Here is a 26,523-nt window from a genome sequence, read left to right as displayed (position 1 = left end):
TATTAGCGCAAAGACTATTGGTTTACTGTACTTATTTATGAGTTTTGAAACCCTGCTAATTAGGCTTAACGTCATGCAGTATGCGACCGAAGCAGTTGGCAAGCGGCTGATCGAAGTGGTAAATTCAAGGCTATAGAGCTCGAGACTGGCCCCGAAAACGGGTCAATTCATATAGCATAGCGAGGACAAATGAAGTTAGCAGCAATCGTATTTTTGCCTTTCATTGGCGCTATCCTTCCACTGCTTCTGGCCAGTCGGCCGCGGTTACACAGTACCGTCTCCGCCGCGGCGATCACGGCACTCAGCCTCGTTATTCTCATGGTCGCAGCGACTGGCACCTTTGCCGGCGCCACGCCTACTTACTTTCTGGAATGGCTGCCTTCACTTGGGCTACATATTGCTTTTCGCCTTGACGGACTCGCCCTGCTGTTTGCCGGACTCATACTGATAATTGGTTTATTAGTGATTGTCTATGCGCACTATTACCTGAGCAGTAAAGACAGCGCTCCACGGTTTTTCTCCTGTCTGCTGCTGTTTATGGGCTCAATGCTGGGTATTGTCACCGCAGACAACCTGATTCTGATGTGGTTCTTCTGGGAGTTGACCAGCATTTCGTCTTTCCTCTTGATTGGCTACTGGTTTCATCAAAGCAATGCTCGTCGCGGCGCGCGAATGGCATTGGCGATAACCGGTGGCGGTGGTTTAGCACTGTTAGCGGGTATTCTGCTCATTGGTAGCATTGCTGGCAGCTACCAACTTGATGTAGTGCTCGCAAGCGGTGAACTGATTCGTAATCATGATCTATACGTACCTGCGCTGATTCTGGTTCTGCTGGGCGCATTTACGAAGTCAGCGCAGTTTCCATTCCAGTTCTGGTTGCCCCATGCGATGGCAGCACCGACACCGGTAAGCGCTTACTTACACTCTGCCACTATGGTTAAAGCCGGCATATTTCTGATGGCGCGCCTGCTGCCGGTGTTAGGTGGCACACCCGAGTGGACGACCATCGTCACCCTTACCGGTCTGGCGACACTGCTTTTCGGCGCATACTTTGCGTTGCTCAAAACCGATTTAAAAGGCTTACTGGCATTCTCGACCATCAGTCATCTGGGCCTGATTACCATGTTGCTTGGCCTCGGCAGCGTCGGCGCGGTGGTCGCGGCGATGTTCCACATCATTAACCATGCCGCATTTAAAGCCGGACTCTTTATGATTGCCGGTATTATCGACCATGAAACCGGCTCGCGTGATATGCGTAAACTAAGCGGATTGCGCAAAGCCCTGCCGTTTACCATGGTGCTGGCGGTCATTACCTCAGCAGCGATGGCTGGCATTCCCTTATTTAACGGCTTCTTGTCCAAAGAAATGTTCTTTGCCGAGGCTTACGACCAGCAACTCTTTGGTGGTTTATCATGGTTTATACCAGTGCTGGCCACTTTGGGCGCGATGCTCTCGGTCGCTTATTCGGTGCGCTTTGTCCACGATGTGTTTTTCCAGGAGGAAGCTACCGACTTACCCAAAAAGCCTCACGAGCCGCCACTGATGATGCGCGCGCCCGTTATCATCTTTGCTTTTATCTGTATTGCCGTGGGTTTGGCTCCCATGTTCTTTACCGCAGAGCTGCTGACCCTGGCGGTTAGCGCGGTCAGTCAGGTAACACCGCAGTTAGATATCGCCATCTGGCACGGTTTTAATATGCCGCTGCTGATGAGTGCCCTGGCACTGCTCGGTGGTATCGCCATTTATATCGGCCGTTCTGAGCTGCTGACGTTCAGCCGGCAGTTCGATGCGCGCGACGCAAAGGATATTTTTGCCCGGATTGTCAGCGCCACCACACGATTTTGCGATGAGTTTACCCAGTACGTAGAAAACGGCTCATTGCAGCGTTACGTGGCATTTTTGCTGGTATTTACGCTAATCCTGGTGGTTCCGGAACTGGTCTCAATCATGCAATTGGAAGGATCACGCCCGCAGCTACCGATTGATGCCATCAGTTTGATTGGAGCGATACTACTGATGCTGGCAGCGCTGTCTACAGCTATGTTGCATCGGCAACGCCTCACCTCGCTGATGATGCTTTCAGTAGTAGGCCTTATTGTATCACTTAGTTTTGTCCATTTTTCCGCGCCGGATCTGGCAATGACACAGCTGGTGGTAGAGGTCGTCAGTATTATTCTTATGATTCTGGCGCTGTTTTTCATGCCACAACGCATACCCAGAGCTTCAAGTGGTCGTCGCGTCGCGCGCGATGTGCTTCTCGCCGGTAGCATTGGTGGTATTGTTGGCACGCTGAATTACGCGATTCTGACCCGACCGTTTGACAGCATTTCTAATTTCTTCCTGGCGAACTCTGTCCCCGGAGGCGGTGGTACTAATGTGGTTAACGTTATTCTGGTTGATTTCCGGGGCTTCGACACCTTAGGTGAAATCGCTGTGCTGGCCATTGCCGCGGCAGGCATTCACAAGCTTCTCAATAACCTGCGTCCTTTTATGCCATCCAGCGATGTTGATGGCCGGCCCTGGCACAGGGTGAAGCACCCGTTGATGGTGCAAACGGTCGCTCAGGCACTGTTACCGCTAGCACTGATGGTGTCGGCTTATATCTTCTTGCGCGGCCATAATTTACCCGGCGGTGGCTTTATTGCCGGACTGGTAACCGCTGCTGCGATGATTCTGCAATACATCGCCAATGGCGTCGACTGGGTAAAACATCGGTTTGATTACAACTATCAGACACTTACCTCTGTTGGCGTCATGATCGCGCTCTTTACCGGCGTAGGTAGCTGGCTCTTCGACCATAACTTCCTTACCTCCAGCTTTACCTATGTTACCTGGCCGCTGGTCGGTAAATTTGAGTTGGCGACGGCTATTTTATTTGACCTTGGTGTCTACCTGACCGTTATCGGCGCGACACTGATGATTCTTGCAAACTTCGGACAGATGACGACACGTCATCGTCCGCGTCAGGAGGGCTATTAATGGAAACGCTCTATGCCATAACTGTTGGCACGTTGACTGCCTGTAGTGTGTTTTTGATACTGCGGGGGCGCTCATTCCCAATTGTCATTGGCATCACTATGTTGTCCTATGCAGTGAACCTGTTTTTATTTTCCACCGGACGTCTGGTCATTAATGAGATACCGATTGTCGGTGCCAGTGAAAACACCACTGACCCGCTGCCGCAGGCGCTGGTATTAACAGCTATCGTCATCGGTTTTGCCATGACGGCTTACTCGATCATTCTGGCTGTCCGTGTGCGTGGCGAGATTGGCTCTGATGAGGTCAACGACTATAACTATGCTGAGCAGGAAGGACAGCGTTAATGCTAGCTGATCATCTCGTTATTTTACCGATCTTAGTGCCAATGCTGGCGGCATTGTTACAGCTCTTGCCATGGGGTGAGCGGCCACAGTATTACCGTCGCATCATCGGATTAGTGTCATCGTCACTCACCTTACTGGTAGCGATTCTGCTGTTACTGGCCGTACATGACGAAATTCAGGTCTATGCGCTGGGCAGCTGGCAGGCCCCGTTTGGTATCGTGTTGGTGGCAGATAAGCTCTCGGCCTTGATGGTTTTGTTGACCGCAGTGCTGGCACTTCCGGTGCTCATTTATGCCTGCCATGGCGAGGACAATTTAGGTTCGCATTTCCAGGCCCTGTTTCAGTTTCAGGTGCTCGGAATTATGGGCGCCTTTCTGACTGGCGACCTATTCAACCTGTTCGTCTTTTTCGAGATTCTGCTCATTTCGAGCTATGCCCTGTTGATGCACGGCGGGGGAAAAGCAAAATTACGCGCGACCCTGCATTATGTCGTACTCAACCTGACCGGTTCGGCGTTGTTTTTGATCAGCCTGGGGGTGCTTTATGGCATTACCGGTACTCTCAACATGGCTGACATGGCAGAAAAAGTAGCGCAGTTACGTGGTGATGAAGCGGCCATTGTACGTGCCGGCGGTCTGTTGCTATTCATTGTATTCGCACTTAAAGCAGCGCTGTTGCCAATGTATTTCTGGCTACCACAGGCCTACTCCAATACCACAGGCACCGTTGCTGCATTATTTGCAATTATGACCAAGGTCGGTATTTACGCGATTGTTCGGGTCTTTACTATGATCTTTGGTGCCGATGCCGGAGAAGCCGCTTTATTGGGCTACTCCTGGTTATGGTGGCTGGGTCTTTTCACGATTTTGCTTGGCGCTCTTGGCGTATTGGGCAGTCGTGATATTCGCCTGGTGGTCGCCTATCTGGTGCTCATTTCAGTGGGTACCATGTTAACCACCCTGAGTCTCGGTCACAGTGACGCGATTAGTGCGCTACTGTTTTACCTGGTACACTCGACATTGATCACAGGCGCCTTATTCCTGCTGGTCGACATGATTGCCGTACAACGGGGGAAAACCGCTTCACGAATAGTGAAGGGCCGGAAAATGGCGCAACACAACCTGTTAGGCGCGCTCTTTTTTATCGCCGCCATTGCTGTTATTGGCATTCCACCGTTATCGGGATTCGTCAGTAAGCTGTTCATTCTCGAAGCGGCGCGTACCGGTGCGCAAGTCGCCTGGTTATGGCCTATTATTCTGGCTGCTACCTTTTTAATGATTATCGCCTTATCGCGCGCAGGGAGTCGTATGTTCTGGCATACGCTTGATGGTAAGCCCAATGACGTGACCCACCCCAAGTGGCAGCATGGTGCGGTGGCTCTGCTATTGCTCGGTGCTGTTGGTCTTACCGTTTTTGCGCAACCCATGGCCAGTCTGACAGACGGCGTCGCCAAGCAACTGACAGCACCGCAGCACTATATTTCAACCGTGCTCAGAAATGGAGGTGGCAATGACTAAATTAATACCTGCCCCCTGGTGGAGCATATTTTTACTGGTCTTCTGGCTGCTATTGCAAAACAAGGTGTCGGTGGGCGTCACCGTGCTGGGAGTGATTCTCGCCGTTATAATTCCGCTCTATACATTAAGAGCGCGCGAGTATCGCACCACTTTGCACCATCCGTTGCTTGCACTGCAGTACTTTTTTATTTTGCTGGGCGACATCATTGTTTCTAATTTTAATATTGCAGCCATTATCCTGCGACCGCGCAAAAGCATTCAGCCAGCGTTAATCGAGTATCCGCTCGATATTACTGGTACGGTGCCAATTACTGTGCTGGCCAGCACGATTAGTTTAACGCCGGGGACAATTTCTGCTGAGCTAGGGCGCGACGGTCGTAGTATTCTGATTCATGGTTTAAACGTGAGTGACCCAGACGCTACGGTACGTCAAATCAAGCAACGTTATGAGCGGCGTCTAAAGGAGATCTTCCAATGCTAGTCTACGCGCTACAAGTCGCTTTCGGACTGTTCGGGCTTTCATTGATGATGAATATTGTCCGTCTCATTCGCGGGCCGAGTTTACCTGATCGCATTCTGACGCTGGATACGATCTATATAAACTCTCTTGCCTTACTTATTTTGCTGGGTATCTGGCATAACACCGCGTTTTATTTTGAGGCGGCACTGTTAATTGCCATGCTCGGATTTATTGGCACCGTCGCTGCAGCAAAATTTCTTTTGCGCGGCGATATCATCGAATAAAGGTAGGAACTGACACCATGAGCGAATTACCAGTTTGGGCCGATTGGGTCATTTCTTTTTTTATCGTGCTGGGCGCAAGCTTTGCGTTTATCGGCTCGCTTGGACTGCTGCGACTGCCCGATTTTATGGCACGCCTTCATGCGCCGACCAAAAACACAACATTGGGTGTTGGCGGCATTATTATAGGTTCTATTCTTTACTTTTCAATTACCGACGCGCTGAGCTTGCACGAGCTGCTGATTGCAATTTTCCTGTTTCTTACCGCCCCTATTAGCGCTCATTTGCTGGCCAAAGCAGGCCTTCATTTAGAGCTAAAGTTAACTGAGCAAACTCAGGATTTACGAAAAAAACCTGAACAGTACAGCGATAGAGATGATTAATTGAAGCAAGCCCCCTTTGGTTGCAGGCAAAGCAGCATCTGCTGTTCAAGTAATAAAAACTGGTCCACCATGGCCTGAAGATCATGGCCGCCTACCTGCGCATACGTTAGTTGCAACTGTTCCACCTCAAGCATGATACCGTGAGCGCGAGTCATGATGCCGTTTTGCTGAATCGTCGCGCTTTCCGTCGTCAGATTGCCCTGTAGTCGCGCTAGATTTAGCAGACCGTTCCCGAGCATGTTAATGGGCGTATCAAGAACCACTTGCCGTGAGGCATTACGACGAATAAGCGCCTGATTCACCGCCCAACTGTCAACCGCCTTCACGGTCATTAGCAACTTATCAAAGAACCCCTCACGCATGCTGCCGGGAAAGCGTGTCAGATAGTCATCCTGAAGTGCAGCAGGAAGGTTCACAATTTCCAGCACCAACTGATTGGGATTGATCGAGATACCACTTAGGTTCAGTTGATTTCCGTCAGCCAGGCGCAAACGCGGTATCTCCAGTTCGTAATAATTGCCGATAAACGAAAAGTTCATCACCAGACTATCGTGCTGAAAAGCATAGGCCACCATAGCCTTATGCCAGAACAATAGTTCTTCTCTGATTCGATCTTGTTCCAGCTCTGTCACCTTTCCGGCAACTGGCATGGGAATACTTACCCAGATGAGTCCGGTGAAGGTTAATAACAGTACAATAATCGGCAATATGAAGCCGCTGGTTGTGCCGGGAAGCCGATGATACAAAAGCCATTGATCCATTAATTCGCTCCACTCACCTGGTTGTGCCGTTGCAGATCAAGCAAAACCTGCAAAAACTCCTGGTAATGCTGTCCCCTGGCTGAGCGTTGCAGCGCTTCATTTTGATAACTACGGCCAATCAGCAGCAATTCGGTGGCGAGGCGTAAATGCGTTGCGGCAGCATTGAACCAAACTTCGCTTTGCTCCGGATAATGCTGGCTACATTCGGTAAAGCGTTGTAGCGCGGCCTGATACTCATGTTGCCGGTAGTGAATAGCACCCAGATAACAAATGGCCTGAGTGTCAAAAACCGGGGCTGCAGCGAGGCGCTGTAAAATACCCTCGGCTGTATGGTAATCACCGCGACTGTACGCCTGCATAGCGACCTCTCGCTCCGATTGCTGTACCGGTTCAGAGATTACAACCGGGGTTGACTGGCAGGCACCCAAAAAGAGCGTACTAAGTGTCATCGCAATCACCCGCAACTTACTCATACGTCACCTCGCGCTCTTCAAAAACCACCTCTCTGCCACACCAGTGTTCCAGCGGAAAAGGATAACCAGCTTCACACTCAATGATTGAGCTGACGCCTTTTAGTCTGATCATTACACCCGGCTGAACATTGCGCCGGACGGCAATGATTCGCTGCTGGCGATCCAGGCCGATAATATCCATCGCAAAGCTCATTCCCCAACTATGTACTGCAGTACAGCTGGGAAACCAGTAGGCCTGACCGCGGGGTAATCCCTGTTGCAGCAACATCCCCACCAGTCGTTGCGGGAAACTTGTTAAGACTTTTACTTCCTGCCAAAGACAAAATTGTTCAGGCTGCAGCACTAATCGTCCGTATTTCATCGCGCATACTCCTTATGCTCTCAGTTTTGCAGATAACCAATAAAAATCGGCCCCAGAATCAGTAAGAAGGTGACCGGAAAAAAACATAAAACCAGCGGCAGCAAAAGCTTCAAGCCAACCTCCTGCGCAAATTTTTCGGCCGCCAATTGCTGTTGTTGACGCAGTAGCTGTGCCTGCTCACTCAAGGTGTCGGCAAGTGCTCCACCGCTGCTTCTTGCCTGAATCACCGCTGCCGCAAAACTCTCCAGTGCGGCGCTTGGCAGGCGCTGCTTCAGCTGCTCCAGCGACGCAGCGACACTGACCCCGGCGCTGATATGCTGGTGCAGCACCCGTAACTGTTTTAACGCCACCGACCGGCTCTCTAGTTGCGCCAGCGCATGTAATGCAGCAGCAAGCGAAAGTCCTGCGCGCATAAGCATCGCGAGCATATCAAGGCACCCCGGCCACTGGCGCTCAAACGTCCGCAGCATCAGCTTACGGCGCGCACGAGACTGTAAGAAGCGTAGACTTAAAAGGCCTAAAGCTGTGACCTTAAGGCCAGCGGGAATAGGTAGCAGCAGTAGCGTCGTCAGAACGGCCCCGAGTACGCATTTTTCCAGCACATAATCCGTCACTTCTTTATCTAAATAACTGCGCTGCACATGTCGGGTAAGACCGCTTTGCACCCTGACAGGCAAATATTCCATGGCCGAATCAATCCCCCTGCATAACGCCGGAGTTAAACGCCTGGCAATGGCAGCGATGAGTGCCAGGCTGGCCACAGCGGTCAGCACCAAAGCAACTATGAGCATAGCCTCAGGCATCACGACGGAACTGTCCCAGAATACGTCGTGTCAGAAAAAAGCCAACAGCCATCATGCACGCGCAGACCACAAGAACCAGTTTGCCGGCATCGGTCTGGGTCAACAGCTGCGAGGACTCGGTGCTCACCGCGCGGATTGCAACGTATAAAAACAGCGGCAAGACAAACATGATTTTCCCTTGCAGGCGCGCCTGCGCAGACAAACTTAAAATGCGCTCTTGCGCGTAATGTTGCTGTTGAATCGCGCGCGCCATGCGGTTAAGCATCTCTGCTTGCTGTCCGCCATAACGGGCGCTGGTAATCAGGGCGAAGGTAAAGAATTGCACCAGGGCGGTATCGGCTCTTTGGTAGAAGTCATTAAGCGCTGCGGTTAAACTGTCACCGGTTTGCTGGCGTTGTGCGACAAGCTTTAATTCGGTCGCCAATGGGGCACGTACTTGTTGTGCCGTGAGTATCAATGCTGGCATCAGACTCAAGCCAGCTTGCAGACTTGTCGCCAGCAGTCGCAGTGCCTCGGGAAGTTGTCGCTCGATCAGTGTCACACGTCGATTCCTCGCGACAACTCTCAGCCAGGGCAGTGCGGCAATACAAAGTACGAAGCAAGCCAACACCCACTGCCACTGTTGACTGATCACTAAAACCAGTGTGCAAACCAGCAAGGTAAAACCGCCGACCAGAGTCCAGAACTGCGTCACCGGGAGAAAGATCAGCAGCGTAGCCAGGGAGTTTTCAGTTTCACGAGCCAGACTGCTTCGTATTTGCTGAAAAAAGCGCAAAAATAAATAGATGCCAGCCAGCACTATCACCACCACACAGACCATCGCCAACAGCATGACTTGCCAGAGTTCAAATGTCATCGGCGCTGCTCCACTCTGAGCGAATTCCGGTCTCTTCAAGTTTTCCCTGTTGCCAGTCGAAAACAGGGCTGATCTGATAGGTAAGCGTCTCCAGCCCCACTACTTCACTGATCGCGCGCACGACCCGAACGCCACTGGATAAGCGGCTGACCTGCACGATGATATCGACGGCACTGGCGATTTGCTGACGCACAGCCGTCAGCGGTAAATCATAGCCAGCCAACATGACCATCACCTCCAGGCGTTGCAATGCCTCGCGCGGACTGTTGGCATGCAAGGTGGTGAAGGAACCTTCATGGCCGGTATTCATCGCTTGCAGCATATCCAGGGCTTCAGCTCCGCGACACTCGCCGACAATGATACGATCAGGCCGCATCCGCAAGGCGTTAATTAACAGCTCCCGAATGGTGATCTGGCCGCGCCCTTCCGCATTTGCGGGACGTGCCTCAAGACTGACAAGATTGGCATGCGGTAACTTCAACTCGGCAGCATCCTCAATGGTAATCACCCGCTGACTTGCCGGTATTTCACCGGCAAGCAAATTCAAAAAGGTGGTCTTGCCGGTGCCGGTGCCACCAATAATGACCATGTTTTTTCGCCGCTGTACCGCATGTTGCAGGTATTCCGTCGCGGCTGGCGAAATACCTCCTGCGTCTGTCAGTTGCGCAAAGGTAAGTGCCTTGCGGGCAAATTTACGAATGGTCAGACAGGCACCTTTTAGCGCCAGTGGAGCGATAACGGCGTTGACCCGTGAGCCATCTGGTAACCTGGCATCGACCATCGGTTGGGCGCTATCAATGCGCCGTCCCAGGGGCAAGACGATGCGTTCAATGACCTGCAATAGCTCCTCTTCACTATCAAAACTTATGTCCGTTGGCACAATTTGACCGCCACGTTCAACATAGACGGAGGCATAGTGATTGACCATGATTTCACTGATGCTGTCATCTTCAAGTAAGGGACTGATGGGACCAAAGCCAAGACAGGACTCAATTACTTCACGAATGAGTTGCTGTACTTCCTGCGGTTGCTCAGCGCCAGCATGCTCGCGACTGTAGTCGTCAAGAAAGTCTCGCGCATATGCCCGCAAATGTTCAGTAGTGGCAAATTCACGCTGCAAGGTAACGCGCTGAATCTGAGCCTTCAGGGTATGAACAAGTTGCTTACGTTCCATCAGCGCCGCTCCGGTTGCATCGTTGGAAAAGTAAAGGGCTCGATGAGGCCAACACAGCCGGAGCGCGCAAAGAATTCCCGTCGCTGTTCACTGCCGCGCGCCGCATTCATGCGTTTGCTGCTCTCCAGCTCAGCCAGTCGTGGCGTGACCATAATCAGCAGATCAGTCTCAGCCGAACGAAACTGCTCAGAACTAAACAAAGCACCCAGCACGGGTAAACTATGCAGTGCCGGGAAGCGATCCGCGTGCTGTGCTTGTTCATGATGTATCAGGCCTGATAACACCAGGGTTTCGCCAAGAGGAATGGTCAGGGTCGACATAACCTTGCGACTCAGTAAGCCAGGCACCCCATTGACCGCTGTCGCCGGATCTATCGAACTTAACTCTGCCAGTAGCTGCGCGCTGACGCGTCCATTTGCTAATAAAACCGGCGCGATTTCCAGTTGTATGCCATAGGGCCTGAAACTTACATCCTGCAGCCCCTGCGCCAGCACCTGAGGGACGGGGAACTCACCCCCGACCAGAAAGTTCGCTTTACTACCGCTCACTGCGGTTAGTGTTGGCGTCGCAAGCAAGCGCGCCTGCCCTTCCCGCTCCATTAAGTCCAGCGTTGTCTGCGCTGTGAGCGGCAAATGGATCCAACTACCAAGGTCTTCGATGCGAGGCCCGTTCACGTGACCCGGCCAGCGCACGCCCAGATGACGGGCAAAGGAGCGCTTTACCTCGGCAATTCTGACTTCAAGCACCAGCATGGGAGCTTCAGGTTCTGCCAGCCATTCGATTTGCGAAACAAGTTGTGGAAAGCGTTGCAGTAAAGCGTCAATATCGCGCTGCGCAACCGCCGGCAGTTGCCCGGACAAGCGTGTCAGCCCGGTTCCATAGGCTTCAATTTTGAGTTGTGGGTAGAGTCGTTGCAGAGCGGTTAGCTCAAGTTGCATGCGTTCATCGACCAGTGCCGTGACATTAAAGCGGTAACTCTTATAAAGTTGCGCCTGGTGAAATATCAGTACCTCGGTCTGACCGGCACTTTTTCCGGTCAAAACCAGCACGCCGCTGGGCAGTTGCTGATAGCCCATTACTTCTGGTGCGGTGATCACCACTTCGGCGTTATCTTCCAGACGTAAGATATGCGTCTGCCCGAGAGGTAACTCGAATTTGACCCTGTCCGTTGCACCTGCGCCTGACGCTAATGCACAGAGCAGTAAAAAGAAAAGACTCATTAGCAACTTCATAACTGGCTTCCTGCCTTGGTAATTACATAAACCTGTGCTTCCTGCCGTGGTGGCGGTGACATATGGACTGCCTCAGGATGTTGCAGCCACACCACAAATCCGCTATGCCGCAGACGTTCAAAAGTGACTGCCTGATCCGCATTCAGGCGTAAAGTTATCGTAGATGCCATGGCTTCTTGTCTTGCAGTTTCTTGCCAGGCATCAACGGCGAGTACTTCAATGTTAGTCAGTTGCGCGGGTTGCGCTTGCTCTGCCTGAGCAAACGTCTGCGCTGTCAACGTGATGCGGTTTCCCGGTACCAGCAATCCATGATGAAGCTGTTCCAGTGACACCAACGCGGTGACGGCAAACTCACCTGGTTGTAAGCGGTCACTGAAGGACTTTGGCCGTGGCTGATTTAAATAACTTAGCAACACCGGTTCGCCGGCACTGACAAAATGGCGCATCTCCTTGCCGACCACGGTGTAAGCGTCCTGCGGTCGCAACCAGTCATCACTCAGGTAAACCGGCGGATACTTTCGCTGTTGCAAGTCTTCCAGTGCAATGATCTCCCCCGGTTCAATATCGCGACTAAGCACCAACACCCATTCCATTGCCGCATTGCGCTCTTGTTCCAGCAACTGCGACTGGTGTTCGATATAGCCGTGAATCACCTGATAAGTCACGCCCGTTAAAGCGAAAACCAGCACTGCCAGCAATCCCAGTTTCCAGTCGAAACGTTGTTGCCACGCCATGACTTAATAGGCCCAGGGGTGCAACAGAAAATGGCTCCAGATGGCATTAAAAACTGTCATCCAGCCCTGCACCAAATCACCTAGCCATTGCATTAGTGTGTGACCGTCAGTGGTTACCGGCACCGTGACGATAAGCAGCAACGTCAGTGCTACCACCAATACCTCGACCGCTGCCTGTCCGCTATTACGGCATGGTTGCGCTAAGTAATAACAGTTCGTCGCCGTGCGGATAGATAAAAATGTCTTCAACGGGATTTTGCAGGGCAAGATAAAACCTTCCATGGTCTAACTCCAGAAATTGCGGCCGGCGATGGGTGAATCTGAGTTCAACAAAGCTTCTTAACTGCTTGATATGATGCTTATTTAAAAACACTTCTATACTTTTTCCCTGGCCATTAAACTGCTGTAGCAACCGCCCGCGCCAGTTGTTGCGCGGTGCTACAGTCGGTTTTGGCAAGCGTCGATAACGGGTGAGCCAAAACTGTCCTGCCGATTCTTGTAGTACCCAAAGCTGGTGATTGACTTCACACCAACTAAACCGCGCGAATTGGTGAACCGGCTGGCAGCCTAATTGCGTCAGCGAGGGGAGCGCGCCGCGACGCAGTTGCCAGATAGTTTGCGAGCGCTGCTCGCTCCATACTGTCGCCTGCCAATCGGGGGGAAGATCTATGGCGAACATCGGCGCTCCGTTTTGCAATGTAACTCTTGCGGCGTGACATCAGCATTTACATAACCAACACGCAACTGATCAGGAGCGAACTCCTCAGTGAAATGAAACCAACTGAGCCAGCCTTGCAATGTTGCAAATCCGTACTGGTTCAATCGTGACGCAGGGGTTAATAACGCTGGTTGGCTACTCAGCTCTGCCAGACTTGCTGCTGACCAATTATCTGTCAGCCGCGCCATTGGTAAGCTCGAATCCGAACCTGCCAGAACGCGCAGATTATCCTGCTCCAGCCGCAAGCCACTTAATGTCTGCATGGGCGCCAGAATGCCGTCGGCATGTTCCGCAAACGCATAATCGTCACTATATTGCAGCGCTTTATTGTCCGCCCATGCCCATAGTTGTTGTCTACTGCTATCAATTCGCTGCTGTTGTTTGCTCAGTAGTGGCGTCAGCGTTTGTTGTACCAGCGTCACCAGTAGCACCAACAATGTCAGCAGCATCATGCCCTCGACCAATGCCTGGCCTTGCGCTTGTCTATCCATCTTGCCTCCCGACAATCGCCAGAACCGCACGGTCACGTTGACTCAGCGAGAGCAACTGACTGAACCACAGCGCGTTAAATAAGTTCGCCTGTTCAACTTTGTTATCATTTCTGGCAAACCAGCGCCGTGGTCGTGAAAAAGCAACACCGGCTTTCGCCGTCGCGTCCGGCAGACGCACAATGACCTGCGGCCACTGTGAAGGACTTAGGTCTGTGCGATTAAAGTAGCGAAAGATATCTTTTTCGTGAGAGTAGAAATGTTGCTGTAGTTGTGCCCAGGCCGTTGCCTGCGGGTTGGTTTTGCCCGAATAGCCGAAGTCTTTTCTGTGAACTTTACGAATTTCGCTGCCGAAGTAGGTAGCGCCGTCACCCCAAGGGTACTCGTCAGAGTCCAGCAGTCCCTGCACGTGAACCGATACGGTATCCATCCCCTGCCAGCTCCACGCACCGCTCTCTTCCTGAATCAAACGCACACCACCGGCTTTCTCAACTTCAACCTGCACGGCGTCGAACCATTCATAGCTGCGCTGTTGACTGAAAGGATCAAGGCTTGCCACTACCAACTTGTAAGCAAGCTTATTATCGCTGCCGGAACGTTGCGGGGCCATAAAGGTCCACCATAACCAGGGTACAGGCACCAGACCGGGCGCGTGCAATAGTTCCCATTGCGGCACCTGTGCAGGCTTATGCCGGGGAGCATGCAAGTCATAGATCTGCTGTAAGGTAGGTGGAATCTGCAACGCAAAACTGACCCGGGCATACCACTGAGTGGTACGTAAAACAGTCGTAATCAGCCTTTGAAAAGCGAGCGTGGCAGCAATAATTTGCTGCACGGAAAAATCAACCTGCCGGACAGCATTGGCGATGTTACGGGTAATGGCATTCAGGTAAGGGATCCAACTGCTGATCAGCGCACTGCGATCGGCGACATCGCGCATCATCTGCAGCCAACTGCCAATGCCAACCAACTGCGCTGTCGTCAGCTGATTGGCAAGCAAAGCCCGATTCATGATCGCCAGTAGATTCATTTCGCGCGCAAGCAGTGTCGCTGCTGATATCGCCATATTGTCCGCGATCGTCTGCTGGTACCACACCTGCTGTACCTTATCGCTTTGCCGCATTACGCCAAGGGTAAGCAACATCAAAGCAGCAAGCACTGGCAGTAACCAAACCGTGGTGAAGCCACGCGGAAGCATTAGTTGTCACCGCTCTCGGTGGCTTCATCATAATTACCGAGATTAACGTCCTGCCGCGCGACCGTACCCGAGCGTCGCGCGCTCGAGCGGGCCTGATTCAACTGCTGCGAAGCACTCTGGCCACTCACTTCATGGGCAATCCCGGACACCTGATTGCGCACGGTTTTGCCCAGTAGGGAGTACACACCAATCGCCGCGACAGCAATCAGTGCAACGATAATAATGTACTCGGTCATGCCCTGGCCTAAAGCGTGGTGGACACGGTGATGTGAGAGAAAACGTCCCTGTTTCATATGGCCTCCTTGCTGAACTTAAAACCCGGCGGGTTGCCAGGTCACTTCACTATAGCTCAGTCGGAGGCGCGTGATCGCGGATCGCGAGAAAACTTACTCGATATTAAGATACTTATGCAGCTGCACCGATAGGCGCCAGTTGCGCGCAATGCAGGTTGCAATAGCAAGCTCAGTTGCACGCGGACGCTGTGAAATCGGCTGCAAGGCAATAATCGTGTCGTCACGTGGCGGACACCTTTGCAGGAGTTTATCCAATGCATCAATGTGCTTTTGCATCGCCACCGGATGTTTAATTTCATCCGCTCGTTTCATACTGTCAGGGCGCACCAGAAAACCGCCCGGCATATCCAATTTTGGCGAAACTGTCACCCAGGTGGCCGCGCTGACTTTTAATTCAAAGGTACCGCTGGTTTCAATCTGTAAACGATAGCCCGCGCCTTCAAGAACCTCACCAAGCTCACGCAAATCATACATGGCCGGCTCACCGCCAGTGATCACTACATGGCGGGCCTGAAAGCCCTGCTGTTGAAACAGCTCAAGCAACTGCGCCGCAGTCAGCTCAGCCCATTCCGGCGACGGCGACGATTTATTCAACATACGCGCAGCATCCACCTGGTCGGCGGCAGATTTTTCCCAGGTATGCTGGGTATCACACCAGGGACAGCCCACCGGGCACCCCTGTAAGCGCAGAAAAATTGCCGGTGTACCAGTAAAGCTCCCCTCGCCCTGGATCGTCTCGAATAATTCGTTGACTGGGTAGTGAGTAGTAATGGGATTCATCCTGTTTTGCGGTAAACTATACGACTATTGTACCGTAATTTTAGCGAAAGGAAGTAATAAGGAGCTTCACTATGGCCAAAGTCGTTGTCATTTACTCTGGTGGCATGGATTCATTTACTGTGCTGCACCGCGCCTTGCGCGACGGCCATGAAGTTTATGCTTTAAGCTTTAATTACGGTCAGCGCCATGTGAAAGAACTTGAAGTGGCCCACCAGGTAACCACGCAGCTGGGACTACCCCACAAGATTGTCGATATTACTGCCATTAATGAGTTGATCGCCAACAGCTCACTGACTTCAAGTGACGTTGATATTCCTGAAGGCCATTACGAAGAAGTATCGATGAAGTCGACCGTGGTGCCAAACCGCAATATGATTTTATTATCGTTAGCGATAGGTTACGCGGTCTCCATTGAAGCGCAGGCGGTCTACTATGGCGCGCACTCAGGCGACCACGCAATTTACCCTGACTGTCGCCCCGAGTTTGTCAAACGTATGAATGACGTGAGTCAGATTGCCAATTATCAGCCAATTGAAATAGCGGTCCCCTACCTCGACTGCGACAAGGGCGAAATATTAAAAGATGGCCTGGCAATGGGGCTGGATTACCGACAAACCTGGACCTGCTATAACGGTCGCGAAAAGGCCTGTGGCAAATGCGGCGCCTGCGTGGAGCGGCTGGAAGCCTTCGCCGCGAACCAAGTCACAGACCCACTGCCTTACGAGTGATTATTTAAAACGGGCTAATAGTTGCTGCGCCTGATGCCAGCGCGGATGGTTTTGTAATACCGGCAGCGCTAACGCGGCGCGCTTCGCCAGTCGCTCGTAGGTAGTGTTAGAGCACTGCCCCGCGGCCGTCACACGATTTTCAAGTGACTCCAGCACGGCTTCAGCGCCAGCGCGATCATTACATGCCAGCACCATATCACAACCCGCATTCAATGCTGCAGCCGCACGTTCAGGCATGGCGCCGGCAACTTTTGCTGCCGCCATCGCCAGATCGTCACTAAATATCACACCTTTAAAGCCAAGCTGGGAGCGCAAAATATGCTGCAACCAGCGCTCGGAAAATCCGGCGGGCTTATCGTCAACATCTCTGTAGACGACGTGCGCAGGCATAATGGCTTCGAGACAGTTGGCCAGTTCTATGAAAGGTGGCAGGTCGGTCTCTAAAATAGTAGCCCAGGGGCGGTCATCAACAGGCGCAGCGATATGCGAGTCTGCTTTTACCGAGCCATGACCAGGAAAGTGCTTTCCGGTTACCTTCATGCCAGCCTGATGCATACCCTTAATAAAGCTTCGGGCCAAAGTGGTCACTTGCGCAGCATTCGTCGCGAACGCGCGTTCACCGATGACGTCACTGATACCGTTAATATCCAGCACAGGAGCAAAGCTGATATCAATATCGACAGCTAAAATCTCACTGGCCATTAACCAGCCGAGCTCCTGCGCCATATGCTGAGCGTCGTCGGCAGACATCGACTGCGGCAGTATCTTGCCCATGGCAGGTATTTCTGAGAAGCCATTGCGAAAGCGCTGCACCCGTCCACCTTCGTGGTCGACTGCCAGCACAAGAGGGTTGCGGGCCGCCGCACGGGTCTGACGCACCAGTTCCTGCAACTGATCCGGGTCGGCAAAGTTGCGGGTAAAATAAATGACGCCACCCACCGCGGGATGCGCAAGCAGTTCGCGTTCAGCCGCATTCAGTTCAGTACCCTCAAGGTCGATCATTACTGCCGTCATAGAACTTCCACCTGACTCCATACGTACAAAGACTGGCAGTTTGCCAAAAATCATCTTGTCCGTCACCAATGAATTTTACTGACTGGACTTCATAGCAACAAAGCCTTATAAAAACTTATGCGGTGTACTGATCAGGAGCAGCATTATGTTGAAAAAGTCAACACGCCTAATTCGTCCCTTAGTTCTTTGCTGTGCGTTTCCTCTGCTCATCAGCTGCGGTGGCGGCTCTGGTGACAGTAGTGAATCACCCGCAGCAGATAGCTGTTCCGTGGTCGAACAAAACCGTTACTTTTTAGATTATATGCGCGAAAACTATTTCTGGTATGAAGATATACCGGCCAATGTCGAACCGGCCAGTTATGATTCCGTATATGCCTTGCTGGACGCCATCCGTAGCCCACAAGATCGCTTCAGCTATATCTTGACCGAGCAGGAGTATCAGGACCGGTTTGTCAGCGCTGAATACATTGGCTTTGGTTTTTCAACCCGAGTGGTCGGCTCACAGTTACTGCTGAACTATGTTTTTGCGGAGTCTCCCGCAGAGCTGGCGGGTATGTCACGCGGTGACGAAATTCTCGCAATTGACGGTGTCGCGGTGGCCACACTTATCGCCAACGGCACATTGAATCAGGCACTGGGCCCCGCTGAAACCGGTTACCCGGTCACCTTCACCTGGCAAAAGCCCGACGGCAGTGAATTTACAGATGTGGTTACCAAGGTTGAAGTTGACACCAATACTGTATTGGCGATTGAGCGCTTTGCGCAAAATGGCAAAGATGTTGGCTACTATGTGCTGAATAGCTTTATTCAACGTACTGGTAGCGATTTGAACCAGGCTTATGACAGTCTGGTCGGCGTCGACGAGCTAATCATTGACGTCCGTTACAACGGTGGTGGGCTGATCCGTTATGCCAATCAGGCAGCCACACAGGCAGCGGGTGATAATGTTATCGGCAACCCTTTCGTCAGTCTGATTTATAACGATAAAAACTCCGATCTGAATAACACTTCGGTGTTCCAGTTAGTCGATGGTATACAGCAACTGAATCTCAATCGTGTTTTTGTACTGACTACCGCCTCCAGTTGCTCATCTTCCGAGCTGATTATAAACGGTCTGAAGCCTTTTGTTGATGTCGTGGTCATCGGTGGCAGTACCTGTGGTAAACCCGTCGGCCAGTCACCACGGCCTTTCTGTGATAAACGCAGTTTTGTGATTAACTTTGAAACCGTCAACGCCGACGGCGAGGGTCGTTACTTTGATGGTATCGCGCCGCAGTGCAGCGCTGCAGATACGTTAGTAGGCGATTGGGGCGTGAATGGCGACCCATTGCTTGATGAAGCAAAATATTTCATCAGTTTCGGCAGTTGCAGTGCCAGCGCGATGACCTTACAAAGTAATGAAGCGTCAACGCGTCGTACTCAGCCGCGCCAGCACCCACTACTGGAGCAGTGGCAAAACGAATTTTAGCGACGATTATTTCAGCAGGGTGGGTAATAACGCCACGCCCTGCTCGGTACAAAGCCAACGGGCTTTAATTGCAAAAGCCCGGGCGAGGTTCGCCTCGCTGAGTACCTCCGCGGGCTCACCGCATGCCATTAACCTCCCCTCATGCAATAACACCAGTTTATCGCAAAAGCGGGCCGCCAGACTTAAATCATGTAAGGCTGCAGTAACCAGTTTACCGTTGTCAGCAAAGCTCCTGAGTAAAGCCATTACTTTTAGCTGGTGATGCAAATCGAGGCTGGCAGTTGGCTCGTCACACACCAGCCAGGGCTGATCTCCGAGCAACGCCCGGGCCAGATGAATCCGGCGCTGTTCACCACCCGAAAGGTGGGGTAGTGGGCGTGGTAAGAATCCCGTTATTGCCAATAGGTTTGCTACCCGAGTCAGTTCGTCACGACCAGCATTTGCTGCCGGTAGGTTCACTAAGCCGCTTTGCAAAAAATGGCTTACGGAGATGTCACCGTGTAAAGCCGGGCTTTGGGGTAAGTAGCCAAATAACGCGCGACGCTCGCTAGCGCTCATATGCAATACGGAACGCTCATTGTAATGCACGCTGCCTTGATGCAGCGGCATGAGCTGTCCGGTAATGGCTGTCAGTAATGAGCTTTTACCGGCACCGTTTGCCCCAATGATGCCGACAAACTGACCCGCTTTGGCAGTAAAGCTGACCTGCTGCAGGCGTGTACTGTGCGCAATCTGCGCTACATGTAAGCTCATGCCGGCCTCTGTTTATAAAGCAGGTAAATCAGCCATGGCGCCCCTAAAAAGGCTGCGACCACCCCTAGTTGCAGTTCAACGGTCGTCGGGACGATCTTAACCACTGTATCTATTAATACCAGTAGCAAGCCGCCGCAGATGCCGCTTAGCAGCATTAGCTGCGGCGGTCGCTCTTCACCCAACAAACGTGCCGCATGGGGTGCCAGTAAGCCGATAAAGCCGATGACCCCGGCAGTGACCACCGAGGCTGACACTAGCAAGGTCACAGCGAATAATACCCACCATAATGAGCGCTTCTGGGCAAAGCCCAGGGTTGCTAAGGTCTGATAATCGAAAATATGCGCATTGATGTAATGGCGCTGCCAGTATAGCAATGCCAAAGCGATCATCAGACTCGGGATCATCAGTACGACCTGCTCCCAGCCGCGATTAGCAACCGAACCTAACAGCCACATGCTCCACTCAAGATAAGCAAAGGGGTTGGGTGCCAGATTCAGTACCAACGCCAGCAATGCGCCGGCAAAAGAAGCGACTGCAACACCCGCCAGAATCAGGCGCAGGCCACTGGTGTTGCCACCTGCTATCAGCCATAGCAGAATTAAACTGACAATACCTCCTACCATACCTACCACTGGCAACGTCACCAGTGTTGGCAGCGCAAGACCACTGTACAGAACAATCACTACCGCTAATGCACTACCGCCGGCAACACCGGTAATTCCCGGCTCTGCCAGCGGATTACGAAAAATGACTTGCAAGGTGGCACCGGCTATCCCCAACGCAATACCGTTAAGCAACGCCAGCAGCGCGCGTGGCAGGCGAATATCATAAAAAATGACAGCGGCTGCATCGCCAAGTGCAGCGAAACCCCAGCCAGCGGAGCCAATGCTCAAATGAATCAGCAGTACCAGCACACAGCCAAAGCTTAACATCAGCACGGTACGGGGATTCATTGACGCACCTCCGGCACCGGGTCTAATGCCTGCAGATACTCTACCGCGCGCACATCAGAGCATCCGGCCACTGCACCATCGACGTTAAAATGCCGACGCTGTGCCAGCCAGTCCTGCACCGCATCGTGCCAAAGCCAGTCATGAGCTCTGGCATAGTCCGCCGAGAAGCCCTCCAGAATGACCGTGTCAGGTTGGCTGCTGATCAGCTCTTCAATACTTAAGCGCACCAATTCACCCGCGCCCATCAGTGACGAAAGTTCGCCGCCCTGGCGCGTTAACAAGTTGGCGATCCAGCTGTCCTGGCCCCAGGTGTAGGCATTCGGCATGACAACCAGAATCTCGCCAAGCGCGGTTAAGTCAAAGGCGCTAAGCTCGGCTGCCTGCGCGTTTAACCAGGCCTGACCCTGGCGGCTCTGGCCCAGCCGTGCCGCAAGTTGTTGCACTGCCTGCTGCCAGTCAGTGTAGGTTTGTGTGTAAGGTAATGTGTGCAAATCGGTATGCGCCTGAAGTGCCAGGCGTAGCTGACGATTGACAAAACTGCCACTGACCACCAGCTCCGGCTGCATTGCAACCATGGCCTCGAGCCGTTGCCCATGCTGCTCGGTGCCAATTACCTGCCACGGCGACACGACCCACTGCGGCAGCCAGTCATCCAGACAGGGATTAAGACTCAACAGTAAGCTATTGACCAGGGTCAGCTGTGTCAGCATCAGATGGCCTCGAGCGCCTGCTGAAGGTTTTTCACGGCAATGACTTCCATGCCATGGATGGCCTCTTTGGGACGATTTCCTGCCGCTACAATCGCGCGGGTAAAGCCATGTTTGGCCGCTTCGTTAAGCCGCGCCTGGCCGTTTTGCACCGGGCGGATCTCCCCGGCCAGCCCGACTTCGCCAAACACGATCAGATCACGTGGTAAAGGCTGCTCGCGAAAACTTGAAACAATCGCCAGCAGTAACGCCAGATCTGCTCCGGTTTCAGTTACGCGCACACCGCCCACGACATTTACAAACACGTCCTGATCGGACATATGCAGGCCACCATGGCGATGCAATACCGCCAGGAGCATCGCCAGTCGGGTGGCTTCGGTACCCACCGCAACACGGCGCGGATTCGCTAACTGACTGGCATCTACCAGCGCTTGCAGTTCGACCAGTAACGGCCGGGTGCCCTCCCAAATCACCATAACCACCGAGCCATTGCCGTGCTCCTCACCGCGTTGCAAGAAGATCGCCGATGGATTACTGACTTCGCGCAGTCCCTGTCCGGTCATGGCAAAAACGCCCAGTTCATTTGCCGGACCGAAACGGTTTTTATTACCCCGCAAGGTACGAAATCGTGAATCTGCAGTGCCCTCCAGCAAAATCGAAGCATCTATACAGTGCTCCAGTACTTTGGGGCCGGCGAGCGAGCCATCTTTTGTCACGTGCCCCACCATGATGATGGCCACGCCCTTTTGCTTGGCGTAACGGGTCAGATACGCTGCTGATTCGCGCACCTGAGAGACACTCCCGGGTGCCGACTGAATGTCCGCCAGATGCATCACCTGAATGGAGTCGATCACCATGACCCGCGGTTTTTCCTGATCAGCAAGATCGCAGATGGTTTCAACGGACGTCTCCGCGAGCATGCGCAATTTATCGGTAGGTAAGCCCAGTCGCTGTGCGCGCAATGCGACCTGTTGCAATGACTCTTCACCAGTCACATAGAGCGTATTCATCGTCGCCGCAAGCTTGCACATGGTTTGCAATAACAAGGTACTTTTACCTGCACCCGGCGAGCCGCCAATCAAAATTGCCGAGCCGGGAACGATGCCACCGCCGAGTACCCGATCAAATTCCTGATAGGTGCTGCTAAAGCGCGGCAAGTCCTCTAAATCAACTTCAGCCAGGGTCTGAACTTTGGCCTGTGTTGCGCCAGCAAACCCGCGGCGCTCAACGGCGGCCGATTTGTTGGTCCCCAGCCGCACTTCCGTTAAGGAGTTCCAGGACTTACACTCAGTACATTGTCCTAACCAGCGTACGTAATCTGCGCCGCAGTCGTTGCAAACATAAGCTGTTTTTGCTTTCGCCATATCCATTACTCAAAAGTTGCTAAATGCTCTGCCAGTATCATCAGATCTGGCGTATCAATACTGTAATCTGCGACTTCCCGCAAGGCGGGCTTGGCGCAATAAGCGACACCGTAGCCAGCGACTTCTAACATGTCACGATCATTGGCGCCATCTCCCACTGCTACCGTATTCGCCAGTGGAATCGACCAACGCTGCGCCAGTTCTTGCAAAAAACGCGCTTTACTGGCGGCATCCACTATTGGCTCTGCAACTTCGCCGGTTAACATTGCGTTGTGCCAAAGCAGCCGATTTGCCTGCTGTGCGTCTAAATTTATTTCGCGGGCAAGTTGCTCGGTAAACCAGGTAAAACCGCCGGAGACAACTGCCGCGTACCAGCCTTTATCGTGAAGCCATTGCACCAGTTGCCGCGCCCCTTGTGACAGTGGAATCGGCTGAAACAGTTGCGCCAGTTGCTGCTGTTTAACCCCGGCTAGCAGTTCCACCCGCGCGCGCAGGCTTTGCGCAAAGTCCAGTTCACCGCGCATGGCCGCTTCTGTTACGACACTGACCTGGTCTTTCTTGCCAACCAGTGCTGCAAGCTCATCAATACATTCGATAGTGATAAGCGTCGAGTCCATATCAAAAACAACCAGTCCAGGTCGTTGTAAATTAAGCATTGTTCTGTTCTTCTTAGTTGCTCTTAGGGGGCTGCTCAGCGTATAGTTTTGCTATGACCACCGCTCAACATGTTATCAATATCATCAAGCTTGTCTATCGGCGCGGCCGCCGGCTTCTTGCCGCGGTGCTCCTGCTCATTCTTATCGAGAATTTCTGGAGTACGATGCAAGAGACCAGTCTCGCCGATTTGCAGGCACATAGCCAACAGCTTGTCGAACTCATGGCCGTCCAGGCGGGGCATGAAGCGCGCTACTGGCTGATTGAAAATGACGTCGATAAGCTACAGGCATTGGTTGAACGTCTGACCCAACACCGGTTGGTCGAATACAGCGCCATTTACGACAGTTATGGGCAAAAGGTCGTCGCGGCCGATGCCGTCACCGACAAACCAGAGCAAGTGTTTGTGGTCATTGAAGAAATTCGGGAAGACGCGCTTATTCACGGTTATCTGCATGTGACGGTGAATCAGCCACTGCTATTGGCAGAGCCGCTGGCGACCCACGAATACCTGACCTATTATGGCCAGTACCTTATTATCTTCGCCGTTGTCGCCGGGATACTGATCACACTTACCTTCAACAAGTGGCGTTATCGTCGCTGGCGTCCGCCGCAGAGCAGCCAATAAGCTCACAGCTATTTGCCCACAATGCCTGCGCCAGCTCTTCTGCCGACTCCTGACGTAACTCGACGAGCTGACTGAACACTTCAGCCACACGACAAGGTTCGTTACGCTCACCCTGATAGCCTGCCAATGGCATATCCGGTGCATCAGTCTCTAACACCAGTCCCTTCAGCGGTGCTTTTGCGATCGCCTCACGGGTTTTCTTCGCACGCTCGTAAGTAATGGTACCTCCAACCCCTAGCTTGAAACCCTTGCTTATCCAGTCCTCCGCCTGCTCAGGGCTACCACTGAACGCGTGTAGCACACCTTTGGTTTCTGGCAGGTCATTTAATTGGGGGGTGATGAGCTCAAGCAGATCACTCTGGGTTTTGCGGTGGTGCAAAATCATGGGACGTTGATAATCAATCGCGAGCTCAAGTTGCGCGGCGAATATATTACATTGTTTTTGCCAGTCATCGCAGGTACGGTCCAGACCAATTTCACCCACTAAAAGCGAAGCATCGTTTTCCAGTTGTTCTGCAATCCAGTCAAGATGTTCTTGTTTATGATCGGCAATAAAGTAAGGGTGTAACCCGACACCAAAGTGCAGCTTGATATCGACGTCCGGCGCGCTGAAGTCAAGCGGTGTACCACATCGGGTTCCCGGTACCAGAATACGCCGCACACCCTTTCTAAAAGCATTTTCCAGCACCTGTTTGCGGTCATCATCAAAGTCGTCAAAGTCTAGATGGCAATGGCTGTCAAACAGGTGGTGGCTCATGATTTTAATGCTCCCGGGTATGATGGAACTCAATGTCGGGGTAACGCTCTATCGCCAGATTTAAATTGACCGAGGTCGGCGCAATGTAAGTCAGGTTATCACCGCCATCAAGAGCCAGATTGGCCTCGGCTTTACGGCGGAACTCATCCAGTTTACGTTCACTGTCACTGCTAACCCAGCGCGCGGTCGCAACATTGATTGACTCATAGACGGCATCAACGTTGTATTCTGATTTTAAACGATGCACCACCACGTCAAACTGCAATACGCCGACCGCGCCAACAATCAGGTCGTTGTTTGCCAGTGGCCGGAAGACCTGTACGGCGCCTTCCTCAGAAAGCTGAACCAAGCCTTTTAACAGTTGCTTTTGTTTCAGCGGGTCTTTAAGGCGTATTCGGCGGAATAATTCCGGCGCGAAGTTAGGAATACCGCTGAATTTAAATTTTTCACCACCGGTGAAGGTGTCACCGATCTGAATGGTACCGTGATTATGTAAGCCAATAATGTCGCCAGGGTATGCTTCCTCGACATGTTCGCGATCGCCGGCCAGGAAAGTAAGTGCATCAGCAATTCGCACGTCTTTGCCGATACGCACCTGATGCATCTTCATGCCTTTTTCGTACTTACCTGACACGATGCGCATAAAAGCGACGCGGTCGCGGTGCTTGGGATCCATATTGGCCTGAATCTTAAACACGAACCCGGAAAAGTCAGGCGAGGTTGCGGCAACCTTGCGTCCGTCATCAGTTTCACGTGGCAGCGGCGTCGGCGCCCAGTCAACCAGGCCGTCAAGCATATGATCAACGCCAAAATTACCAAGTGCCGTGCCGAAATACACCGGTGTCAGCTCACCTGCCAGAAACAGCTCTTTATCAAACTCGTTTGATGCGCCCTGCACCAGCTCAATCTGCTCGCGTAATTCTTCTGCATAGCCCGGAAGGCGTGTATCAAGCTCCGGATTATCGAGGCCTTTAATGACCTCACGCTCCTGAATTCGATGGCCCTGCCCCGTTTTATAGAGAATAACCTCGTCATCAAGCAAATGGTAAACACCCTTGAAGTTCTTACCTGATCCAATCGGCCAGGTGATGGGCGCGCACATGATATTAAGAACGCTTTCAACTTCATCGAGCAATTCCAGCGGATCACGAATATCGCGATCGAGCTTGTTCATAAACGTGATGATGGGTGTGTCGCGCAGCCGGGTAACTTCCATCAGCTTGATGGTACGGTCCTCGACACCCTTGGCGCCGTCAATCACCATCAAACATGAGTCTACCGCCGTCAGGGTACGATAGGTATCTTCAGAAAAGTCCTCGTGTCCCGGGGTATCAAGCAGATTCACCAGGGCATTACGATAGGGAAACTGCATCACCGAGGTGGTCACCGAGATGCCCCGTTCTTTTTCCATTTCCATCCAGTCAGACTTAGCATGCTGCCCAGACTTCTTGCCCTTTACCGTACCTGCTTTTTGCAAACGTTGGCCGTGCAAAAGAACCTTCTCAGTAATGGTAGTTTTACCCGCATCGGGGTGCGAAATAATAGCGAAGGTGCGGCGTTTCCCCACCTCTTTGCTTAATGCAGTTTGCGACATCACATTTTCCTTTTGAGCTTACCCGCGCATTGTCGCCGATTAGCACAAAAAACGCCACCTTGATGCAT

31 protein-coding genes are annotated in these 26,523 nt (G+C 52.5%); 9 read left to right on the top strand and 22 right to left on the bottom strand.

The genetic code is table 11. From position 1 onward, the window contains the following. The first annotated feature begins 189 nt into the window (after positions 1-189). From CWI71_RS11890 to CWI71_RS11865, 6 genes are read left to right on the top strand one after another with little or no spacing between them, the layout of a single operon-like run. Complete coding sequence (locus CWI71_RS11890) at positions 190-2,979, top strand: monovalent cation/H+ antiporter subunit A (protein ID WP_126755493.1); 2,790 nt, start codon at positions 190-192, stop codon at positions 2,977-2,979. After that, a complete protein-coding gene (locus CWI71_RS11885; RefSeq protein WP_126755492.1) occupies positions 2,979-3,323 on the top strand; it encodes a Na+/H+ antiporter subunit C in 345 nt (114 codons plus the stop codon). The genes CWI71_RS11890 and CWI71_RS11885 overlap by 1 nt, the downstream gene beginning before the upstream one ends. After that, complete coding sequence (locus tag CWI71_RS11880) at positions 3,323-4,840, top strand: monovalent cation/H+ antiporter subunit D (RefSeq protein ID WP_126755491.1); 1,518 nt, start codon at positions 3,323-3,325, stop codon at positions 4,838-4,840. Before CWI71_RS11885 ends, CWI71_RS11880 begins: the two co-directional genes overlap by 1 nt. Then, positions 4,833-5,321 carry a Na+/H+ antiporter subunit E gene (locus tag CWI71_RS11875; RefSeq protein ID WP_126755490.1) on the top strand — a complete coding sequence of 163 codons (489 nt, stop codon included), beginning with the start codon at positions 4,833-4,835 and terminating at the stop codon, positions 5,319-5,321. Before CWI71_RS11880 ends, CWI71_RS11875 begins: the two co-directional genes overlap by 8 nt. Beyond that, the gene (locus tag CWI71_RS11870) at positions 5,315-5,584 is read left to right on the top strand and encodes a K+/H+ antiporter subunit F (RefSeq protein WP_126755489.1); all 270 of its coding nucleotides are present in this window, start codon (positions 5,315-5,317) and stop codon (positions 5,582-5,584) included. Before CWI71_RS11875 ends, CWI71_RS11870 begins: the two co-directional genes overlap by 7 nt. A 17-nt stretch (positions 5,585-5,601) precedes the next feature. Further along, the gene (locus tag CWI71_RS11865) at positions 5,602-5,964 is read left to right on the top strand and encodes a Na+/H+ antiporter subunit G (protein ID WP_126755488.1); all 363 of its coding nucleotides are present in this window, start codon (positions 5,602-5,604) and stop codon (positions 5,962-5,964) included. Here the strand turns inward: CWI71_RS11865 and CWI71_RS11860 are convergent. The 14 genes from CWI71_RS11860 to queE all read right to left on the bottom strand — a co-directional run bounded on the left by CWI71_RS11860 (position 5,961) and on the right by queE (position 15,835). Further along, entirely contained in the window at positions 5,961-6,725 is a 765-nt protein-coding gene (locus tag CWI71_RS11860; RefSeq protein WP_126755487.1) for a hypothetical protein, read from the bottom strand. The genes CWI71_RS11865 and CWI71_RS11860 overlap by 4 nt on opposite strands. Then, a complete protein-coding gene (locus CWI71_RS11855) occupies positions 6,725-7,198 on the bottom strand; it encodes a hypothetical protein (RefSeq protein WP_126755486.1) in 474 nt (157 codons plus the stop codon). Before CWI71_RS11855 ends, CWI71_RS11860 begins: the two co-directional genes overlap by 1 nt. After that, positions 7,191-7,559 carry a DUF192 domain-containing protein gene (locus tag CWI71_RS11850; protein ID WP_126755485.1) on the bottom strand — a complete coding sequence of 123 codons (369 nt, stop codon included), beginning with the start codon at positions 7,557-7,559 and terminating at the stop codon, positions 7,191-7,193. Before CWI71_RS11850 ends, CWI71_RS11855 begins: the two co-directional genes overlap by 8 nt. Before the next feature lie 20 nt (positions 7,560-7,579). Further along, on the bottom strand, positions 7,580-8,362 hold the full coding sequence (locus CWI71_RS11845) for a type II secretion system F family protein (RefSeq protein ID WP_241967753.1): 783 nt from the start codon (positions 8,360-8,362) through the stop codon (positions 7,580-7,582). Continuing rightward, complete coding sequence (locus CWI71_RS11840; protein WP_126755483.1) at positions 8,355-9,218, bottom strand: type II secretion system F family protein; 864 nt, start codon at positions 9,216-9,218, stop codon at positions 8,355-8,357. The genes CWI71_RS11845 and CWI71_RS11840 overlap by 8 nt, the downstream gene beginning before the upstream one ends. Further along, positions 9,208-10,392, bottom strand: coding sequence for a TadA family conjugal transfer-associated ATPase (locus CWI71_RS11835; protein WP_126755482.1), 1,185 nt, complete (start codon positions 10,390-10,392; stop codon positions 9,208-9,210). Before CWI71_RS11835 ends, CWI71_RS11840 begins: the two co-directional genes overlap by 11 nt. Continuing rightward, positions 10,392-11,624: a type II and III secretion system protein family protein gene (locus CWI71_RS11830; protein WP_126755481.1), complete on the bottom strand. Its 1,233-nt coding sequence runs from the start codon at positions 11,622-11,624 to the stop codon at positions 10,392-10,394. Before CWI71_RS11830 ends, CWI71_RS11835 begins: the two co-directional genes overlap by 1 nt. After that, a complete protein-coding gene (gene cpaB / locus CWI71_RS11825; RefSeq protein ID WP_126755480.1) occupies positions 11,621-12,358 on the bottom strand; it encodes a Flp pilus assembly protein CpaB in 738 nt (245 codons plus the stop codon). The genes CWI71_RS11830 and cpaB overlap by 4 nt, the downstream gene beginning before the upstream one ends. Positions 12,359-12,361: 3 nt before the next feature. Continuing rightward, complete coding sequence (locus CWI71_RS12030) at positions 12,362-12,514, bottom strand: hypothetical protein (protein WP_157981097.1); 153 nt, start codon at positions 12,512-12,514, stop codon at positions 12,362-12,364. A gap of 28 nt (positions 12,515-12,542) precedes the next feature. Continuing rightward, positions 12,543-13,037: a hypothetical protein gene (locus tag CWI71_RS11820; protein WP_126755479.1), complete on the bottom strand. Its 495-nt coding sequence runs from the start codon at positions 13,035-13,037 to the stop codon at positions 12,543-12,545. Continuing rightward, positions 13,025-13,567 (bottom strand): hypothetical protein, encoded by a 543-nt coding sequence (locus CWI71_RS11815; protein WP_126755478.1) that lies wholly within the window; start codon positions 13,565-13,567, stop codon positions 13,025-13,027. Before CWI71_RS11815 ends, CWI71_RS11820 begins: the two co-directional genes overlap by 13 nt. Next, positions 13,560-14,762: a hypothetical protein gene (locus CWI71_RS11810; RefSeq protein ID WP_126755477.1), complete on the bottom strand. Its 1,203-nt coding sequence runs from the start codon at positions 14,760-14,762 to the stop codon at positions 13,560-13,562. The genes CWI71_RS11815 and CWI71_RS11810 overlap by 8 nt, the downstream gene beginning before the upstream one ends. Continuing rightward, the gene (locus tag CWI71_RS11805; RefSeq protein ID WP_126755476.1) at positions 14,762-15,055 is read right to left on the bottom strand and encodes a Flp family type IVb pilin; all 294 of its coding nucleotides are present in this window, start codon (positions 15,053-15,055) and stop codon (positions 14,762-14,764) included. Before CWI71_RS11805 ends, CWI71_RS11810 begins: the two co-directional genes overlap by 1 nt. 93 nt (positions 15,056-15,148) lie before the next feature. Beyond that, a complete protein-coding gene (queE, locus tag CWI71_RS11800) occupies positions 15,149-15,835 on the bottom strand; it encodes a 7-carboxy-7-deazaguanine synthase QueE (protein ID WP_126755475.1) in 687 nt (228 codons plus the stop codon). Positions 15,836-15,906: 71 nt separating this feature from the next. Here queE and queC point away from each other — a divergent pair, with 71 nt between their 5' ends. Continuing rightward, positions 15,907-16,563 (top strand): 7-cyano-7-deazaguanine synthase QueC, encoded by a 657-nt coding sequence (gene queC / locus CWI71_RS11795; protein ID WP_126755474.1) that lies wholly within the window; start codon positions 15,907-15,909, stop codon positions 16,561-16,563. Here the strand turns inward: queC and nagZ are convergent, their stop codons facing one another. Further along, positions 16,564-17,577 carry a beta-N-acetylhexosaminidase gene (nagZ, locus tag CWI71_RS11790; RefSeq protein ID WP_126755473.1) on the bottom strand — a complete coding sequence of 338 codons (1,014 nt, stop codon included), beginning with the start codon at positions 17,575-17,577 and terminating at the stop codon, positions 16,564-16,566. Between the two features lie 145 nt (positions 17,578-17,722). Between nagZ and CWI71_RS11785 the strand changes: the two genes are divergently transcribed. Next, positions 17,723-19,045 (top strand): S41 family peptidase, encoded by a 1,323-nt coding sequence (locus tag CWI71_RS11785; RefSeq protein ID WP_126755472.1) that lies wholly within the window; start codon positions 17,723-17,725, stop codon positions 19,043-19,045. A gap of 6 nt (positions 19,046-19,051) precedes the next feature. On the opposite strand, the gene CWI71_RS11780 is transcribed toward CWI71_RS11785, so the two are convergent. Genes CWI71_RS11780 through serB form a run of 5 tightly spaced genes read right to left on the bottom strand, consistent with a single transcriptional unit; the run spans position 19,052 to position 23,478 of the window. After that, entirely contained in the window at positions 19,052-19,798 is a 747-nt protein-coding gene (locus CWI71_RS11780) for an ABC transporter ATP-binding protein (protein ID WP_126755471.1), read from the bottom strand. Next, positions 19,795-20,751, bottom strand: coding sequence for a FecCD family ABC transporter permease (locus CWI71_RS11775; RefSeq protein WP_126755470.1), 957 nt, complete (start codon positions 20,749-20,751; stop codon positions 19,795-19,797). The genes CWI71_RS11780 and CWI71_RS11775 overlap by 4 nt, the downstream gene beginning before the upstream one ends. Continuing rightward, entirely contained in the window at positions 20,748-21,461 is a 714-nt protein-coding gene (locus CWI71_RS11770; protein WP_126755469.1) for an ABC transporter substrate-binding protein, read from the bottom strand. Before CWI71_RS11770 ends, CWI71_RS11775 begins: the two co-directional genes overlap by 4 nt. After that, entirely contained in the window at positions 21,461-22,822 is a 1,362-nt protein-coding gene (gene radA / locus CWI71_RS11765; RefSeq protein ID WP_126755468.1) for a DNA repair protein RadA, read from the bottom strand. The genes CWI71_RS11770 and radA overlap by 1 nt, the downstream gene beginning before the upstream one ends. A gap of 5 nt (positions 22,823-22,827) precedes the next feature. Beyond that, positions 22,828-23,478: a phosphoserine phosphatase SerB gene (gene serB, locus CWI71_RS11760; RefSeq protein ID WP_126755467.1), complete on the bottom strand. Its 651-nt coding sequence runs from the start codon at positions 23,476-23,478 to the stop codon at positions 22,828-22,830. A gap of 53 nt (positions 23,479-23,531) precedes the next feature. Here serB and CWI71_RS11755 point away from each other — a divergent pair, with 53 nt between their 5' ends. Then, the gene (locus CWI71_RS11755; protein WP_126755466.1) at positions 23,532-24,104 is read left to right on the top strand and encodes a hypothetical protein; all 573 of its coding nucleotides are present in this window, start codon (positions 23,532-23,534) and stop codon (positions 24,102-24,104) included. Here CWI71_RS11755 and CWI71_RS11750 read toward each other — a convergent pair. Continuing rightward, positions 24,055-24,861, bottom strand: coding sequence for a TatD family hydrolase (locus CWI71_RS11750; protein WP_126755465.1), 807 nt, complete (start codon positions 24,859-24,861; stop codon positions 24,055-24,057). The genes CWI71_RS11755 and CWI71_RS11750 overlap by 50 nt on opposite strands. A gap of 4 nt (positions 24,862-24,865) precedes the next feature. Beyond that, the gene (prfC, locus tag CWI71_RS11745) at positions 24,866-26,455 is read right to left on the bottom strand and encodes a peptide chain release factor 3 (RefSeq protein ID WP_126755464.1); all 1,590 of its coding nucleotides are present in this window, start codon (positions 26,453-26,455) and stop codon (positions 24,866-24,868) included. Positions 26,456-26,523 lie beyond the last annotated feature (68 nt).

The sequence above is a fragment of the Pseudidiomarina insulisalsae genome (assembly GCF_003987065.1).
Classification (GTDB): domain Bacteria; phylum Pseudomonadota; class Gammaproteobacteria; order Enterobacterales; family Alteromonadaceae; genus Pseudidiomarina; species Pseudidiomarina insulisalsae.
The sequence above is the reverse complement of the archived record's forward strand: the minus strand, read 5'-3'. Positions and strand labels throughout refer to the sequence as shown.

What these genes read in the sequence shown, in the direction of transcription:
- CWI71_RS11835 (WP_126755482.1), bottom strand. Translation starts at nt 10,392, where the DNA reads ATGGAACGTAAGCAACTTGTTCATACCCTGAAGGCTCAGATTCAGCGC.
- CWI71_RS11755 (WP_126755466.1), top strand. Translation starts at nt 23,532, where the DNA reads ATGACCACCGCTCAACATGTTATCAATATCATCAAGCTTGTCTATCGG.
- radA (WP_126755468.1), bottom strand. Translation starts at nt 22,822, where the DNA reads ATGGCGAAAGCAAAAACAGCTTATGTTTGCAACGACTGCGGCGCAGAT.
- CWI71_RS11875 (WP_126755490.1), top strand. Translation starts at nt 4,833, where the DNA reads ATGACTAAATTAATACCTGCCCCCTGGTGGAGCATATTTTTACTGGTC.
- CWI71_RS11830 (WP_126755481.1), bottom strand. Translation starts at nt 11,624, where the DNA reads ATGAAGTTGCTAATGAGTCTTTTCTTTTTACTGCTCTGTGCATTAGCG.
- CWI71_RS11770 (WP_126755469.1), bottom strand. Translation starts at nt 21,461, where the DNA reads ATGCTGACACAGCTGACCCTGGTCAATAGCTTACTGTTGAGTCTTAAT.
- CWI71_RS11865 (WP_126755488.1), top strand. Translation starts at nt 5,602, where the DNA reads ATGAGCGAATTACCAGTTTGGGCCGATTGGGTCATTTCTTTTTTTATC.
- CWI71_RS11870 (WP_126755489.1), top strand. Translation starts at nt 5,315, where the DNA reads ATGCTAGTCTACGCGCTACAAGTCGCTTTCGGACTGTTCGGGCTTTCA.
- CWI71_RS11860 (WP_126755487.1), bottom strand. Translation starts at nt 6,725, where the DNA reads ATGGATCAATGGCTTTTGTATCATCGGCTTCCCGGCACAACCAGCGGC.
- serB (WP_126755467.1), bottom strand. Translation starts at nt 23,478, where the DNA reads ATGCTTAATTTACAACGACCTGGACTGGTTGTTTTTGATATGGACTCG.
- CWI71_RS11855 (WP_126755486.1), bottom strand. Translation starts at nt 7,198, where the DNA reads ATGAGTAAGTTGCGGGTGATTGCGATGACACTTAGTACGCTCTTTTTG.
- CWI71_RS11820 (WP_126755479.1), bottom strand. Translation starts at nt 13,037, where the DNA reads ATGTTCGCCATAGATCTTCCCCCCGATTGGCAGGCGACAGTATGGAGC.
- CWI71_RS11780 (WP_126755471.1), bottom strand. Translation starts at nt 19,798, where the DNA reads ATGAGCTTACATGTAGCGCAGATTGCGCACAGTACACGCCTGCAGCAG.
- CWI71_RS11785 (WP_126755472.1), top strand. Translation starts at nt 17,723, where the DNA reads ATGTTGAAAAAGTCAACACGCCTAATTCGTCCCTTAGTTCTTTGCTGT.
- CWI71_RS11890 (WP_126755493.1), top strand. Translation starts at nt 190, where the DNA reads ATGAAGTTAGCAGCAATCGTATTTTTGCCTTTCATTGGCGCTATCCTT.
- CWI71_RS11885 (WP_126755492.1), top strand. Translation starts at nt 2,979, where the DNA reads ATGGAAACGCTCTATGCCATAACTGTTGGCACGTTGACTGCCTGTAGT.
- cpaB (WP_126755480.1), bottom strand. Translation starts at nt 12,358, where the DNA reads ATGGCGTGGCAACAACGTTTCGACTGGAAACTGGGATTGCTGGCAGTG.
- CWI71_RS11810 (WP_126755477.1), bottom strand. Translation starts at nt 14,762, where the DNA reads ATGCTTCCGCGTGGCTTCACCACGGTTTGGTTACTGCCAGTGCTTGCT.
- CWI71_RS11850 (WP_126755485.1), bottom strand. Translation starts at nt 7,559, where the DNA reads ATGAAATACGGACGATTAGTGCTGCAGCCTGAACAATTTTGTCTTTGG.
- nagZ (WP_126755473.1), bottom strand. Translation starts at nt 17,577, where the DNA reads ATGACGGCAGTAATGATCGACCTTGAGGGTACTGAACTGAATGCGGCT.
- CWI71_RS11880 (WP_126755491.1), top strand. Translation starts at nt 3,323, where the DNA reads ATGCTAGCTGATCATCTCGTTATTTTACCGATCTTAGTGCCAATGCTG.
- CWI71_RS11815 (WP_126755478.1), bottom strand. Translation starts at nt 13,567, where the DNA reads ATGGATAGACAAGCGCAAGGCCAGGCATTGGTCGAGGGCATGATGCTG.
- CWI71_RS11750 (WP_126755465.1), bottom strand. Translation starts at nt 24,861, where the DNA reads ATGAGCCACCACCTGTTTGACAGCCATTGCCATCTAGACTTTGACGAC.
- CWI71_RS11840 (WP_126755483.1), bottom strand. Translation starts at nt 9,218, where the DNA reads ATGACATTTGAACTCTGGCAAGTCATGCTGTTGGCGATGGTCTGTGTG.
- CWI71_RS11845 (WP_241967753.1), bottom strand. Translation starts at nt 8,362, where the DNA reads ATGCCTGAGGCTATGCTCATAGTTGCTTTGGTGCTGACCGCTGTGGCC.
- queE (WP_126755475.1), bottom strand. Translation starts at nt 15,835, where the DNA reads ATGAATCCCATTACTACTCACTACCCAGTCAACGAATTATTCGAGACG.
- CWI71_RS11775 (WP_126755470.1), bottom strand. Translation starts at nt 20,751, where the DNA reads ATGAATCCCCGTACCGTGCTGATGTTAAGCTTTGGCTGTGTGCTGGTA.
- queC (WP_126755474.1), top strand. Translation starts at nt 15,907, where the DNA reads ATGGCCAAAGTCGTTGTCATTTACTCTGGTGGCATGGATTCATTTACT.
- prfC (WP_126755464.1), bottom strand. Translation starts at nt 26,455, where the DNA reads ATGTCGCAAACTGCATTAAGCAAAGAGGTGGGGAAACGCCGCACCTTC.
- CWI71_RS11805 (WP_126755476.1), bottom strand. Translation starts at nt 15,055, where the DNA reads ATGAAACAGGGACGTTTTCTCTCACATCACCGTGTCCACCACGCTTTA.